General features: G+C 60.3%; 12 protein-coding genes and 1 riboswitch. Of the genes, 9 read left to right on the forward strand and 3 right to left on the reverse strand.

Annotated features, from left to right (window positions below; genetic code table 11):
• The first annotated feature begins 6 nt into the window (after nt 1–6).
• The 9 genes from ACR1XU_RS17445 to ACR1XU_RS17485 all read left to right on the forward strand — a co-directional run bounded on the left by ACR1XU_RS17445 (nt 7) and on the right by ACR1XU_RS17485 (nt 11,332).
• On the forward strand, nt 7–1,017 hold the full coding sequence (locus ACR1XU_RS17445; RefSeq protein ID WP_480907092.1) for an Ldh family oxidoreductase: 1,011 nt from the start codon (nt 7–9) through the stop codon (nt 1,015–1,017).
• A 101-nt stretch (nt 1,018–1,118) separates the two neighbouring features.
• A complete protein-coding gene (gene iadA, locus ACR1XU_RS17450) occupies nt 1,119–2,285 on the forward strand; it encodes a beta-aspartyl-peptidase (protein ID WP_480907090.1) in 1,167 nt (388 codons plus the stop codon).
• Between the two features lie 56 nt (nt 2,286–2,341).
• A complete protein-coding gene (locus ACR1XU_RS17455; RefSeq protein WP_170614806.1) occupies nt 2,342–3,229 on the forward strand; it encodes a cyanophycinase in 888 nt (295 codons plus the stop codon).
• A 23-nt stretch (nt 3,230–3,252) separates the two neighbouring features.
• Entirely contained in the window at nt 3,253–6,054 is a 2,802-nt protein-coding gene (gene cphA / locus ACR1XU_RS17460) for a cyanophycin synthetase (protein WP_480907089.1), read from the forward strand.
• Nucleotides 6,055–6,069: 15 nt separating this feature from the next.
• A complete protein-coding gene (locus ACR1XU_RS17465) occupies nt 6,070–7,806 on the forward strand; it encodes a Mur ligase family protein (protein ID WP_480907087.1) in 1,737 nt (578 codons plus the stop codon).
• A 108-nt stretch (nt 7,807–7,914) separates the two neighbouring features.
• Nucleotides 7,915–8,117, forward strand: a riboswitch (cobalamin riboswitch).
• Nucleotides 8,118–8,218: 101 nt separating this feature from the next.
• A complete protein-coding gene (locus ACR1XU_RS17470) occupies nt 8,219–8,575 on the forward strand; it encodes a DUF1636 family protein (RefSeq protein ID WP_480907085.1) in 357 nt (118 codons plus the stop codon).
• On the forward strand, nt 8,572–9,357 hold the full coding sequence (locus ACR1XU_RS17475; protein WP_480907083.1) for an ABC transporter ATP-binding protein: 786 nt from the start codon (nt 8,572–8,574) through the stop codon (nt 9,355–9,357). Before ACR1XU_RS17470 ends, ACR1XU_RS17475 begins: the two co-directional genes overlap by 4 nt.
• An 18-nt stretch (nt 9,358–9,375) precedes the next feature.
• The gene (locus ACR1XU_RS17480) at nt 9,376–10,323 is read left to right on the forward strand and encodes an ABC transporter substrate-binding protein (protein ID WP_480907081.1); all 948 of its coding nucleotides are present in this window, start codon (nt 9,376–9,378) and stop codon (nt 10,321–10,323) included.
• 1 nt (nt 10,324) lies between these two features.
• Nucleotides 10,325–11,332 (forward strand): iron ABC transporter permease, encoded by a 1,008-nt coding sequence (locus tag ACR1XU_RS17485; protein ID WP_170681002.1) that lies wholly within the window; start codon nt 10,325–10,327, stop codon nt 11,330–11,332.
• Between the two features lie 54 nt (nt 11,333–11,386).
• Here the strand turns inward: ACR1XU_RS17485 and tcuB are convergent, their stop codons facing one another.
• Genes tcuB through ACR1XU_RS17500 form a run of 3 tightly spaced genes read right to left on the reverse strand, consistent with a single transcriptional unit; the run spans nt 11,387 to nt 14,530 of the window.
• Nucleotides 11,387–12,454: a tricarballylate utilization 4Fe-4S protein TcuB gene (tcuB, locus tag ACR1XU_RS17490; RefSeq protein WP_480907079.1), complete on the reverse strand. Its 1,068-nt coding sequence runs from the start codon at nt 12,452–12,454 to the stop codon at nt 11,387–11,389.
• Complete coding sequence (gene tcuA, locus ACR1XU_RS17495) at nt 12,444–13,838, reverse strand: FAD-dependent tricarballylate dehydrogenase TcuA (RefSeq protein ID WP_480907077.1); 1,395 nt, start codon at nt 13,836–13,838, stop codon at nt 12,444–12,446. The genes tcuB and tcuA overlap by 11 nt, the downstream gene beginning before the upstream one ends.
• Nucleotides 13,839–13,849: 11 nt before the next feature.
• Nucleotides 13,850–14,530: a GntR family transcriptional regulator gene (locus tag ACR1XU_RS17500; protein ID WP_170681015.1), complete on the reverse strand. Its 681-nt coding sequence runs from the start codon at nt 14,528–14,530 to the stop codon at nt 13,850–13,852.
• Between the last annotated feature and the right edge of the window lie 37 nt (nt 14,531–14,567).

Here is a 14,567-nt window from a genome sequence, read left to right on the forward strand (position 1 = left end):
AAACCCATGATCGAGACCCGCACCCTGACTCTCGCAGAAATCGAAGATCTGGCCTTTCGCGCGCTTGTCGCTGCGGGCACCACCGAGGCCAACGCCCGCCCGCTGGCAGTGGCCACCGCTGCAACCGAAGCGGATGGCGTTGCCAGCCACGGCCTCGCCTATATCCCGATTTATTGCGAGCATGTGCAGTGCGGCAAGGTGGATGGTCAGGCCGAGCCTGTTCTGACCCGCCCGCGCCCCGGTGTCATCAACGTCGACGCGGCGACGGGTTTTGCACATTCCGCCATTGATCTCGGGTTCGAGGCACTGACAAAAGCTGCCCGCGAGCAGGGCGTGGCAGTGCTTGCAATCCGCAACAGCTACAATTGTGGCGTTCTGGGATATCATACATATCGGCTGGCGCAGGCCGGTCTGGTGGGTCTGGGCTTTACCAACGCCCCCGCTTCGATCGCACCATCCGGAGGATCGAAACCTGTGGTTGGCACCAACCCGTTCTCGGTTGCGGTTCCCGGCCCGGACGGGCAGCCATCGCTGCTGATTGATCAGAGCGCCAGCACCATCGCCAAAAGCGAAGTGATGAAACACGCGCGCGAAGACAAGGCCATTCCTGTCGGCTGGGCGCTGGACCCCGATGGCAACCCGACAACCGACCCCAATGTCGGCCTCAAAGGCTCGATGGCGCCGTCCGGCGGCTACAAGGGCGTGGGCGTTGCATTGCTGACCGAGGTCATGGCCGCCGCGCTGACCGGAGCCACCTTAGGCATCCATGCATCGCCGTTTTCGGGTACCGCCGGCGGCCCACCCAAGACAGGCCAGTTCTTTATTGCGATCGATCCCGCCGCCACATCGGGCGACAGTTTCGCCACTGGGATAGGCGCGCTGGTAGATGCAATCAGGGCGCAGTCGGGCGCCCACCTTCCGGGGGACGGTCGCGGCGCGAAGCGTGCTGCGGCAAAGACCGATGGGGTGGCTGTCAATGTTGCCACCCTGGACAAAATCGAAACCTTCCTGAACTGAATCTGGCGGAACATGATCCTCAGGCAATCGCACGGAACTGTTTGAGCTTTGCGAAAGGGTCAAATAAAGAACGTTCGTTTTGTATATGACGGACCGCAGATATGCTGACCCTGATCAGGAATGCCAATCTTTTTACACCCGAGCACTTTGGGATCGGTCATCTTTTGGTCGCTGCCGGACAGATCGTTTATCTGGGCCGGTACCTGCCTGATCTGGGCAGGCCGTTGCAGGTTGACGTGTTGGATGCCGAAGGCGCGCCGGTTGTGCCCGGTCTGATCGACGGCCATGCCCACATCACGGGTGGGGGCGGCGAAACCGGGCCTGCCAGCCGGGTGCCGCCGATGGTATTGTCCTCGTTCACGCGGGCGGGCGTCACCTCGGTCGTTGGGGTTTTGGGGACCGACGATCTGACCCGCAATACGCAGACACTGGTGCAGCAGGCCTACGGTCTTCGCGCAGAAGGACTTTCGGCCTGGTGCCACACGGGCGGTTATCACGTCCCGCTGACCACGCTGACCGGGTCCGCCCGTGGCGACATCGTGTTCCTTGACCCTGTCATCGGAGTCGGCGAACTGGCGATCAGCGATCATCGCTCCAGCCAGCCGACACTGGACGAGTTCCTGCGCATTGCCAGCGAGGCGCATGTTGCAGGGTTGATGACAGGCAAGGCCGGGATCGTTCATTGCCATATGGGGGATGGCGTGCGCGGGCTTTCGATGCTGGAACAGGCGATCGAGACCAGCGAAATTCCGGCCCGGGTCTTCAATCCGACCCATGTCAACCGCAACAAGCCGCTGTTCGAACAGGCCGTCGCCCTTGCCCGTCTTGGCTGTTTCATTGATGCCACGGCCTTTCCTTGCGCGCATGTCGATCCGGGCATTTCCGCTGCCGAAGCCTATGTTCAGTTTCGTGATGCCGGCGGGCGGACAGACCGCTTCACCATCAGCTCCGATGGTGGCGGCTGCCTGCCCGCGTTCGACCACGATGGCAATCTGACCCGTTTTGGCGTTGGACTGTCTGACACATTGCCCGAAACGCTGGCCGAGATGGTGGGCATGGGCGTACCTCTGGATGAGGCTCTGCGCCCGTTGACATCAAATGTCGCCGACCTGCTGAAATTGCATGGAAAAGGCCGGTTGAGCGCCGGAAAAGACGCCGATCTGGTGGTTCTTGACGAAAACCTTGGCATACGGCATGTGATGGCGCGGGGGGAATGGCATGTCCGCAGCGCCCAGATAGCCCGGCGCGGCATGTATGAACAGATATAAGCGCCTGTGCGGCCCCGGCGGCTGCACCGCATCAGGACGAAAAAGGTAATCTTGACATGTGCCCTGCACCCGTTGATGCAGACACCCCTCGCGGGTTCATCATTCCGATTGGTGGCGGCGAAGACCGCGTGAAGGAAATGCAGATCCACCGCAAGTTCGTGGAGCTGTCAGGCGGCGCAGATGCCGACATCGTTGTGATCCCGACCGCCTCGATGCTGGAAGAAACGGGGCCGGACTATAACCGCATCTTTTCCGAGCTTGGCGCGGGTCAGGTCGAATTCCTGCCCATCTCGCGCCGCGCCGACTGTGACAACCCCGATTACGCCGGAATGCTGGACCGGGCGACCGGCATTTTCATGACTGGTGGCAACCAGTTGCGCCTGTCCGCGATTCTCGGCGGAACGCTGGTAGCGCAGAAAATCCGCCGCCGGAATGCGGCGGGCGTGCCGGTTGCCGGAACCTCTGCCGGGGCGTCGATCATGTCCGAACATATGGTCGCCGGAGGCAGCAGCAACTCGGCCCCCGCCGAAGGCAACATCACGCTTGCACCGGGCATGGGCCTGACCAACGCAGTGATCATCGACCAGCATTTTACCCAGCGCAACCGGCTGGGGCGCCTTCTAACCGCCTCATCTTTCAACCCTTTTCTGATCGGCCTTGGAATTGACGAGGACACCGCCGCCTTTATCGGCCCCGACAACGTCCTTGAGGTTGTTGGCAGCGGCACGGTCACGGTCGTGGATGCCAGCCATCTGACGCATTCGTCGATGTGGGATGCACGCCGGGGCGAAGCACTGAGCCTTTTGGGTCTTCGGCTTGACGTTCTGGGCGAAGGGTGCCGTTATGACCTGATGGCTCGCCAGGCTTTTCCGCCAGATGAGCATATGGCGTTCTGCACCTTGCCCGATTTGTCCGGCGACGAGGACGCCTCCGGGGGGAAATGAACAATTAATAAACGAGGAGCCTTATGAAAATAATCTCTACCAATGTCTTCGTCGGTCCCAACGTCTGGGCAAGTTTTCCGGTTATTCGACACGTCATTGATCTGGGATTGTTGGAAGATTGGCCCTCGGCCCGAATAGGCCCCGAATTCATCGACGCATTGGTCGCGGCCCTCCCCGGCCTTGCCGAGCATGGCTGTTCCTACCGCGAGCCCGGCGGCTTTATCCGCCGTCTGCGCGAGGATGAAGGCACCTGGCTGGGTCACGTGCTGGAACATTGCGCCATCGAGGTTCAGAACGTGGCCGGCACGGATGTGACATTTGGCCGGACGCGGGGCACGGGCGAACCCGGCCAGTACAATATGGTCTACGAATACCGCCAGCGCGACGTGGGACTTGATGCCGGGAAACTGGCCATGCGCCTGCTGATGCACCTGCTGCCGCAAAACCTCAAGGAAGCCCTGGACTATGATTTCGATCCCGATTTCGATTGGGACGACGAGTTGCGCAGCTTTGTTCTGCGTGCCCAACGCAAGGAATTCGGTCCCTCGACCGGGTCGTTGGTCAAGGCCGCCGAAGAACGTGACATTCCATGGATCCGCCTGAACGAAGGATCGCTGGTTCAGTTCGGGCATGGCAAGTATCAGCGACGCATTCAGGCGACCATCACGTCCGAGACCAAACATATCTCGGTCGAGATTTCCTGCGACAAGGAAGATACCCACAATCTGCTGAACGATCTGGGCCTGCCGGTGCCGCAACAGCGCATGGTCTATTCGGCCCGCGAAGCCGCAAAAGCAGCTGGCCGGATCGGATTTCCGGTGGTGGTCAAACCGCTGAATGCCAATCACGGCCGCGGAGTATCGATCAATCTGAACTCGGAATCCGAGGTCGAGGCCGGTTTTGCCGAGGCCAAGGAACACTCGCGAAGCCGCGCCATTCTGGTTGAAAGCTTCATTACAGGATTTGATCACCGGATGCTGGTGGTCAACAACAAGCTCGTCGCAGTCGCCAAACGGGTTCCGGGTCATGTGATGGGGGATGGCAAGCATACGATTGCGGAACTGGTCGCTATCGTTAACCAGGATCCGCGCCGGGGCATCGGGCACGAAAAAGTGCTGACCATGCTGGAGATCGACAATCAGGCCAAACGCCTGATGGAAAACGCCGGTGTGACCGAAGAAACCGTTTTGCCGGAGGGCGAGGTTTTCTATTTGCGCTCTACCGCGAACCTGTCCACAGGCGGCACGGCCATCGACCTGACCGATGTGGTTCATCCCGACAACCGCGACATGGCTGAACGCGCCATCATGGCGGTTGGGCTGGATGTGGGCGGTGTCGATTTTCTGATCGACGACATCACCAAGTCCTACAAGGATATCGGCGGCGCGATTGTCGAGGTGAACGCAGCCCCCGGATTCCGGATGCACGTAGCTCCGTCCGAAGGCCAACCGCGCGATGTTGCCGGTCGGGTGATCGACATGCTGTTCCCGGTCGGGGACAAGACACGCATCCCCATTGCGGCAATCACGGGAACCAACGGGAAAACCACAACATCGCGGATGTTGAACCATATCATGAAAACCAGCGGCAAGACCGTTGGCATGACCTCGACCGACGGGGTTTATGTGGATGGCAAGCTGAGCGTCAAGGGCGACATGACCGGGCCCAAGTCGGCCCAGATCGTGCTGCGCGATCCGATGGTCGATTTCGCCGTGATGGAGACCGCGCGTGGCGGGCTGGTGCGTTCGGGCCTGGGCTATCAACGCTCGAACGTTGCCGCCTGTCTGAACGTATCGGCCGACCATCTGGGGCTGGGTGGCATCAACACGGTCGAAGAGCTTGCCGTGGTCAAACGCGTCGTGGTGGAAAGCGCCACGGATACGGCCGTTCTGAATGCCGACGACATCAACTGCCTGAAGATGGCGGATTATGCCGGGGCAAGTCAGATCTTCTATGTCACGACCAATCCCGGCCACAGTCTTGTGAAAGAACATATCAAGGAAGGCGGCAAGGCCATCGTGCTGGAAAAAGGCATGAACGGTGACATGCTGACCATCTACGACAACGGTCTGCATATCCCCGTGCTCTGGTCGCACCTGATCCCGGCGACACTGGAAGGCAAGGCGATATTCAACGTGCAGAACGCCATGTTTGCAGCCGCCATGGCCTATAGTTTTGGCGTTGATCTGGACAATATCCGCCACGGGCTGCGGACCTTTGACACCAGCTATTTCCAGGCACCGGGGCGGATGAACGTTTATGACGAACATCCGTTCAAGGTAATCCTGGATTATGGCCACAACCCCGCCGCCCTGAAGGCAATGGCGGCGCTGGCCGACCAGCTGGAGATCAAGGGCCGCAGGCTGTGCGTCGTATCGATGCCCGGTGACCGTCGTGACGAGGACGTCGAGGACGCGGGCGCGGCGCTGGCCGGTCATTTTGACCACTTCATCTGCAAGGCTGACGACCGCCGTCGCGGACGCGGGCATGACGAAATTCCTCAGATGCTGCGGCAGGCGTTGATTGCAGGCGGCACGCCGGATGAGGCGATCACAATCATCCCTGATGAGGTCGAAGCGGTGACGGCGGGTCTGGAAATGGCAGCTCCCGGCGATCTGCTGGTGATATTCGGCGACGACACCACCCGCTGCTGGAAACAGATCATCTACTTCAATTCGGATGGCGACGCACCTGAAGCTGAAGCAATCGGCAAGCCTGCCCCTGTTGAGACCTCTTTCGAGGACATGTTCGACAGCGATCAGGCCCTGATCCGGGACGAGCGCGGCGTGCGTCTGGCCCGCGAAATCAGCGAAGACGCGGATTGAGCCGAGGGCACCGGAATGGACAGGATTGAAGAGCTTGAGACCGCGCTGACCATCCCCAGCGCGACCAGTGGCGCGTTTCGGGTAGACGATGCGCGCCGGCTGACCGGGCCCGGGTTGCTCTGGGATCACCCGGGCGCAATCATGGACGTCTTTTTTGACCAAGAGCAGTCTTCGCGTGTCATTGAGCTGTGGCAGCATCATGCACGTCGTGTGCTGGATGCGCTCGGCTGGTGCCAAGAAAAGCTGACATATCGGGTATTCACCGGCGGCGTGAACCTTGCGATTTCAGCGCCGATGGATCAGCTGTATTCAGCGATCTTTGCGGTCCAGACCGCATGGCATTTCTGTGCCGCGGCGCTGGTCGGGGAAACACCCGGCGATTTCGACAAGATGATCGCCGACGTCCGCGACGTCATGGCCAAAGAGGCAAATCCGGCCCTGATCGCCCTGATCCAGGCGGCCTCGGCGCGGGGCGTCGATATCCTGTGTGACGACGACGAGATTTCGATCGGCCACGGGGTCGGAAGCCAGACCTGGGCCTGGAACGCTCTGCCTGCGCCTGATGAAGTCGAATGGGACGCCTTGCACAACATCCCCGTCGCCTTCATCACCGGAACCAATGGCAAGACCACAACGACCCGGCTGCTTGAGGCGATCGCCCGGGCGGCGGGCAAGGTTGCCGGGCTGACCTCGACCGAGTTTGTCCGCGTCGGCGACGACATCCTCGACCGTGGTGATTATTCCGGCCCCGGCGGAGCGCGCATGCTGCTGCGCGACCGGCGGCTTGAAGTCGCCTGTCTGGAGGTTGCCCGTGGCGGAATCCTGCGCCGGGGTCTTCCAACCCATGCCGCCTCGGCTGCGGCTGTCACAAATGTCGCCAATGATCATCTGGGTCAGTACGGCGTCAACACGGTTCCGGAGTTGGCGCAGGCCAAGTTCGCCGTGCATCGCACCCTTAAGAAAGATGGCGTTCTGGCCCTGAACGCGGATGACCCCTTTGTCCGGGATGAGGCGCTGAACACGTCCTGCAGGATCTGGTGGTTCTCGCTGGACCAGAAAAACGCACTGATCCAACAATCCCGCGAGCAAGGACATTGTTGTGCCTTCCTGCGGGACGAGATGATCGTGTTCTTCGATGGCTCCACGGAACAACCGGTGATTTCGGTTCACGATGTACCGCTCGCTATGGGTGGGGCTGCCAGGTACAATATCCTCAACGCAATAACTGCGCTGTGTCTGGCCTGCGCACTGGATATCCCGATGCAGGCCATTCGCACGGGATTGTCCGGTTTCAAGCCAGACGCCAAAGATAATCCGGGCCGGTGCAACGAGTTTTCCCATAGCGGCGCCCGCGTCTTTGTCGATTTTGCGCATAACCCACATTCGGTCGCAGCGGTGTGCGAGGCTTTGTCCGGACTTCCGGCAAAGCGCCGCTTCATACTGCTAAGCCATGCCGGGGACCGGTCCGATCAGGACATCATCGATGTCACGCAAACGGCCTTGCGGTTCCAGCCGGATGTGATCGTCGCTGCCGAGCTTGAGGGTTATCTGCGGGGACGCAACCTTGGTGAGATTCCAAAGCTGATTAAGCAGGCGGCAATGAACAACGGTCTTCGGGATGAGCAGATCCTGAGCGCGCCTTCCCCGGTCGAGGCGAGCAGGACAATACTGGATCAGATCGAACCGGGCGATCTTGCCCTGTTGCTGGTCTTGTCCGAGCGCGAACAGGTTCTGAAACTGCTGGAGAATTGAACCGGCACGCTGAACGCGAGGCACCCGGGCAGTTAACGATGGATGCCGCTCCGCCGCCGAACAGAGTGTCCTGGCAACAATTCTGTATTGACGCATGCTCGGGTCTGAGGCACTTAGCTAGAAGATGGTTCCCGAAGGAAGACCCGAGGGATGAAAAGGGAATACGGTGCGGCCCAGTGGGCCAAGTCCGTAACTGCCCCCGCAACTGTAAGCGGTGAGCGACGCCAAACACCCACTGGCCGAATGGGCCGGGAAGGAAGGCCAAGCAAGGACCCGCGAGTCAGGAGACCTGCCATCAATGTTCAACCAACCCGGGGCGGGGCGCCCTGGAAGGAGGCTTAGATGGCACGTCAGTCACGTGTTTACATGATCAGCACCTTCTGTCCGCGCTTGGCAACAAGTGGAGCGGACCATGTCAGACGCCACTGATCATGTTCTTCTGATCTGTTCGACATGCAACGGTGATTTGTCTGCGGACAAAATACGCTCTTCTTTGTCAGATGCGCTGCCGTCCGCGTTTGCCATTCGCACGGTCGATTGCATGGCCGGGTGTGCGCAGCCGACAACTGTTGGGTTTCAGGCCGCCGGCAAAGCCCAATACCTGTTCGGCGACATCCGGACCCCGCATGACATCGCGGCCTTGGCCGAATTCGCGTTGCAATATCAGAACAGTGCCGATGGATGGACCTGCGCGTCCGACAGGCCGAGCGCGCTTTTTGACAAAACCCTTTCCCGTTTGCCCCGAATGATTTTGGAGGAGCCTTCATGACGACCTCTGCATTTCTTGCCGTGCGTGACGTCGAATACTATGCGCTGAATGGTGATGTTCTGCTGCAAGCGGCGTCTTTTGAACTGGAAGAAGGCGCAATCCTTGCAATTGCCGGGCCGAACGGGGCCGGGAAGACGACACTTCTGAACCTGTTGTGCGGCACGGCCGAACTGGTGCTGGGCGACGTTTTGATCAATGGGCGCAGCCTGAAACACATGCCCGCCAACCAGCGCGCCCGAATGATCGCTGTTGTCAGTCAGCACGAACTGCCGGATAGCAGACTGTCTTTGCGGGAATATGTGGCCTTGGGGCAAATCCCGATCCGGGCTGATCGGTCGAAAGAGGGCCACGCCGCCGAACTGGACAGGATTTTGAACCTGACAGGTCTGAGTGATCTGGCGGACAAACGAATGGGCGTACTTTCCGGGGGTGAACGTCAACGTGCGCATATTGCGCGCGCTCTGGCACAGAACCCTTCGCTTTTGTTTCTGGACGAACCGACAAACCATCTGGACCCCGACGCCAAGGGGCGGATGCTGTCGCTGGTTGCCGAGTTGGGCATCACGGTGGTCATGATCGTCCACGACCTCGTCATGATCCCTGAATTTGCCACCCATGTGGCCATGATGAAATCCGCGCGGCTCACGGGCTTTGGTCCCGTGGCCGATGTGCTGACCTCGGACCAGGTCCGGGAAACCTTTGGCGTCGACTACCTGTACTTTCACCATGAGGGCCGCGTGATTCCGGCGCTGGATATCCGAAAAACCTCGGTCTCAAACTAACCCTAGGAGCATCTTTGAATGAAACAGATCTGGTCGGTGGTCCTGACCACAGCCTTGGCAGGCGGTGCGTCGGCACAAGACATTACCGTCGACAATTGCGGCAAGCCGCTGGTTTTTGAAACTGCGCCTGAGCGGATTGTCGTGCACGATATGAACATGACCGACATGGCCTTTGCGCTGGATCTGCAGGACAAGATCGTCGGGCTGACCGGCATCACCGGATGGTACAAGACCAGCCCGGAATTCGATACGCTGCGCGGCGACATTCCCGAGCTTGCGCCCAAATACCCAACGGTCGAGAACCTTGTGGCCGCCGAACCCGATATGTTCTTCGCGGGCTGGTATTACGGGATGAAGCCGGGCGGAGACGTGACCCCTGACACGCTGGAACCCTTTGGCATCAAGACCTTGATCCTGTCCGAAAGCTGCGTGCATCTGGACAAGGACCGCCCCGAAGCCAGCATGAACCTGCTGTTTGATGACGTTCTGCGCCTGGGCCAGGTCATGCAGGTCGAAGACAAGGCGAAGGAACTGGTTGATGGTTGGAAAGAAGAACTGACCGAGATCGAAACCCGGACCGCCGATCTGCCCAAACCGCGCGTTTTCCTTCTAGATGGTCCGGCTGATGCGCCCTTCACCGCGGGCAAGTTTGCCATTCCCGATGCGATGATTTCCGCAGCGGGCGGTGAAAACGTGACCCATGACATGGATACAAGCTGGGGCCGCACCTCGTGGGAAACGGTGGCGGCCGCCAACCCCGAATTTCTGGTGCTGCTGGATTACCAGACCGGCAACGGCGCCGAGGATACCTTCAAATTTCTGCAGGAGCATCCGGTGATGTCCCAGACCGATGCCGTCAAGAACGAGGCCTGGATTGGCCTGCGGTACGAGGAACTGACCCCGGGACCGGCAAATATCGAGGCGATCCTGAAAATGGCGCAGGCCATGCATCCGGATCTCAACTGATATGGGCCGACTTGGCCTGACACTTCTGCTGGGGGCGGTCGTTCTGGCCGCCCTTTTGCTGATCTCAACCATCTACGGAACCACATCCATTCCGGTTTCCGACACGTTCACCGCTGTCTTGCTGGGAACCGGTCTGAGTGACGGGGACATGTCGCCGTTGCACCGGATCGTGTTTGATTTGCGCCTGCCGCGCGCCCTGTTCGCGGCCGTAATCGGCGCCGGGTTGGGCATCGTCGGCGTGGTCCTGCAAACCACAACGCGCAACGATCTTGCTGATCCGTTCCTGTTCGGCCTGTCCTCGGGTGCGGCGGCCGGCGCCGTGTTTGTGATCACCGTGACCGGCGACGTGCTGGGCTTCTGGACCCTGCCGTTGGCCGCGTTCTGCGGCGGGCTTGTGGCGTCGGGCATCGTGCTGGCGCTGGTTCACGGTTTACGCACAAGCGCGCCCGAAAAACTGATCCTGGCAGGTCTTGCGGTTTCGTTCCTGTTCTCGGCCATCACCAACTACCTGATTTTTGCAGGCGACAGCCGCGCCGCGCATTCCGTGATTTTCTGGATGCTGGGCGGTCTGGGCCTGGCCCGCTGGGAGACGTTTCCGCTGGTCTGCGCAGGCCTGCTTCTGATCCTGAGCTTTTCTCTCTACCGCAGCCGCTGGCTCGACGCGCTGCTGACCGGCGATCTTACTGCCTCTACCCTCGGCGTACCCGTGCGCGGACTGCGGTTCAGCATGTTCTTTGTTGCGGCGCTGGCAACGGCGGTGTTCGTCTCGGTCGCCGGTGTCATCGGTTTCGTCGGTCTGATGGTCCCTCACATCGCCCGCGGAATCGCGGGGCCGCTGCATGGCCATCTGCTGCCGACCGCAGCTCTCGTCGGCGCGGCATTGCTGACGGGCTCGGATATTATCAGCCGTTTGTTGCTGGCCCCGCAGGAATTGCCTGTCGGGATCGTGACAACCTCAATCGGATCGGCGTTCGTGTTCCTGCTCCTGTTCAGGACCAGAGCCCGCTGACCGGACCCTTTCCACCTTCCATCCAGGGCGCAAGCAGCGGCTGGTGCGAACCATTTATGTGCCGCGCTTCCTCTGTGCATCTCTGACAAGTGCGGCGAGGCGATAGAACCCATGTGCCATCTTGGTATAGGGCATCAGCAGGAAGAAGGTCAGAACCGATCCCAGATGGATGGCCAGAAGTGCGGGCATCACTGTGGTCGAGCCGAGCACGTAGAGGACAATGCCGCTGAGGCCAACAAACCCCAGCAGCAGGATAAAGCCCATTTCTCCGCCCCACGCGGAGGTGTCGCCAAGGTCACGATCCGATTTCTGCTTCAACATGACCATGCCGCCACAGCCGATGGTCAACAGGATACCGCCTGAGACGCCAAGCAGTTTGGGTAATGACCAGAATCCGTAGGGTGCATGCAGGCCAAGGCCGTAATGCATCGCTGTCGCAACCGAGGTTGAGGCAAAGCAAAGCAGGAACCCATACATGATCGCCTGATGCATGTGTCGGCGGGCGTGGCTGAACCGGTCTTCATCTTCGAAATTGCAGCCTTCGCCGTGGCCGGCGGCAAGATCCTGCATCGTCCCGGCGCGTTTGAACGCCGCTGTCAGATCGGCCCATTGGACTGACTTTCCGTCAGCCGCACGCCAATAGCGGCGCAAGCTGATGGCGATGCTGAACAGCGGCAGCAGGAAGGCGGGCATAAAGATCGCCACCATCGCATTGTGGGAAAGAACCGCATAGAAACCGTCGCCGCCAGAAGACCCGATTGCCCGGATCGTCCAAAACAGCGTGGCAAAACCGAGGACCAGCGCAAGCGCAATTGCCCCTCCTTGGGTGTGGAAGCGACGCGCCAAAGGCTGGGGCCAGGCGAAGCTTTCCCAACTGTCCCGGCGCACTTCGGCCAAAGCAGCAGGCAGGTTCAGATCAAACTCGTGCGGTGCGGTGTACTGACAGGCATAATAGCATCCCCTGCAATTGTGACAGAGGTTGGCGAGTTGGGTGATGTCGCCATCCGAGAACGCGCGCTCGGCGTGCAATGACGGGAAAACCGAGCAGTAACCCTCGCAATACCGGCAGGCATTGCAAATCTCGGCCTGACGGCGGGCTTCCTGTATCAGTTCAGTTTGCATAAGCGGCGGCCTCACGTCCTGCGATACGTCCGAAAACCGTTCCAATGGTCATGCCGAACCCGGCCAGATACCCCTGCCCCAGGATCGAGCCGGCCATGGTTTCCCCGGCTGCCCAAAGGTTCCTGATCTTTCCGTTAGGGGTTGAACACTGTGCCGTCTCGTCGACCTTGAGCCCCAGATAGGTGAAGGTCACACCGGTGCGCAGCGAGTAGCCATAGAACGGCGGTTCCGAGATTGGGCGGGCCCAGTTTGTCTTTGGTGGTGTCAGGCCGGATGTGGAAACTCCGTCCAGCTCGGTTGGATGGAAGCCGCTGCCGTCGCCACAGGCGGCATTGAATTCGGCGACCGTCGCCTTCAGCTTTTCGGCAGGCAAGTCCATTATGTCGGCCAGTTCATCAAGAGTATCAGCCTGTAGCGGCGGGAAAACAGACGGCATGAACAGGTTCAGCGATTTGGCGTCGATGATCACGTAGCCCACCTGTTCCGGCTGAGCTGCCACCAGACGACCCCAGATCGCGTAACGCTTGGGCCAGACATCCTCGCCCTCGTCATAGAACCGCTCGGCGTTCTTGTTCACGACGATGGAGAACGGCACGCAGTCAAGACGGGTGACAATGCCACCGTCAAACTTGGGCGCGCGTCCGTCGATCGCAACGGCGTGGCATTGGGTCGGGTCGCCGACATTCTCGACACCCTGATCCAACAGATCGGCCAGCACCACACCGCGATTATAGGGCGTTCCACGGATCAGGAAGTTTTGCGCCGCCGGTCCCCAGGCACGGGTCAGCCAATCGGTGTCGGCCTGAAACCCGCCCGAGGCGACAATGACGGCCTTCGGTGCGATGCGGTGGGACTGCCCCTCGTGGGTATAGTCGACCCATTCGACCCTGTCGCTATTCAGTTCCAGATGGGTGACGGCAGCCTCGTACAGCACTTCAACACCCAGCCCTGCCGCTGTCCTGTAATACGCATTGACCAGAGACTTGCCACCACCCATGAAAAACGCATTTGTTCGCGCCAGCGACAGGGTCCCCGAAAGCGACGGCTGGAACCGGACCCCGTGTTCTTCCATCCATGGCAGGCATTCCTCGGAAGTGCGGATCGCCAGTCGTGCGAGACGCTCGTCAGTTTGTCCGTCGGTCACCTTCAAAAGATCGGACAGGTATTCGTCCTCGCCATACGCTTCGACAAGCGGACCCAGAGGGCCCGAATGCATACAGCGAAAGTTGCGGGTGTGGCGCGAGTTTCCACCGCGATAGGGTTTCGGCGCAGCCTCCAGGATCAGAACACGGGCGCCCGCCTCGGCTGCCGTCATCGCGGCGCAGAGGGCGGCATTTCCCCCGCCGATCACTGCAATATCATAAGCTTCGGTTTGAGGTGCCATTTCCGGTTGTCCTATTGGCCTTGATCGCTGGTGCGATCTCGTTCCTGCAATGCGCGAATGCGCATGCGTTGCGCAGCCTGGATATGCGCTCGCATTTCCGTCTCGGCTGCCGCCCCGTCACGTGTTTTGAGGGCGGCCATGATACGGCGATGTTCGGCCACGGCAGCCCCAGCCCGATCGCTGTCCAGCAGTTGCGATGGGCCAAGGATCAACAAAGCCTTTTGCAAGGACAGCATGGATTTTGCCAGAAACCGGTTCTTGGCCGCATCCAGTAGCGTTGCGTGAAAAATCCGGTTGATCCGCGCCGCATCCGGACCTGTTCCCGCCTCGGCCAGACGCTCATTCAAAACCTCAAGCTCGTCCAGTTCCACGTCCGACGCGGCCCGCGCAGCAAGGCGCGCTGCAGTGCCTTCAAGCACGGCGCGCATCTCGTACAGTTCCATGACCTCGGCGTAATCCAGGCTGCGGACCGTCGCGCCCAATCGTGGGACATGCGTGACCAACCCGTCGGCCTCAAGTTGACGGATGGCTTCGCGGACCGGCGTTCGGCTGACGCCCAGCCGATCGGACAGCTCAATCTCCCGCAGTCGTTCACCAGGCAACAACGACCCTTCGCGGATCTCGTCCAGCAATCTCTGATAGGCAGAGCTGCCTTGCGGGCCGGGCTGTAATGGGTCGTCCTGAATAGTCATAACACTCACACTTGCATATTGCGTCCACTTGTATACA

Source organism: Ruegeria sp. D1(2025), from assembly GCF_056536425.1.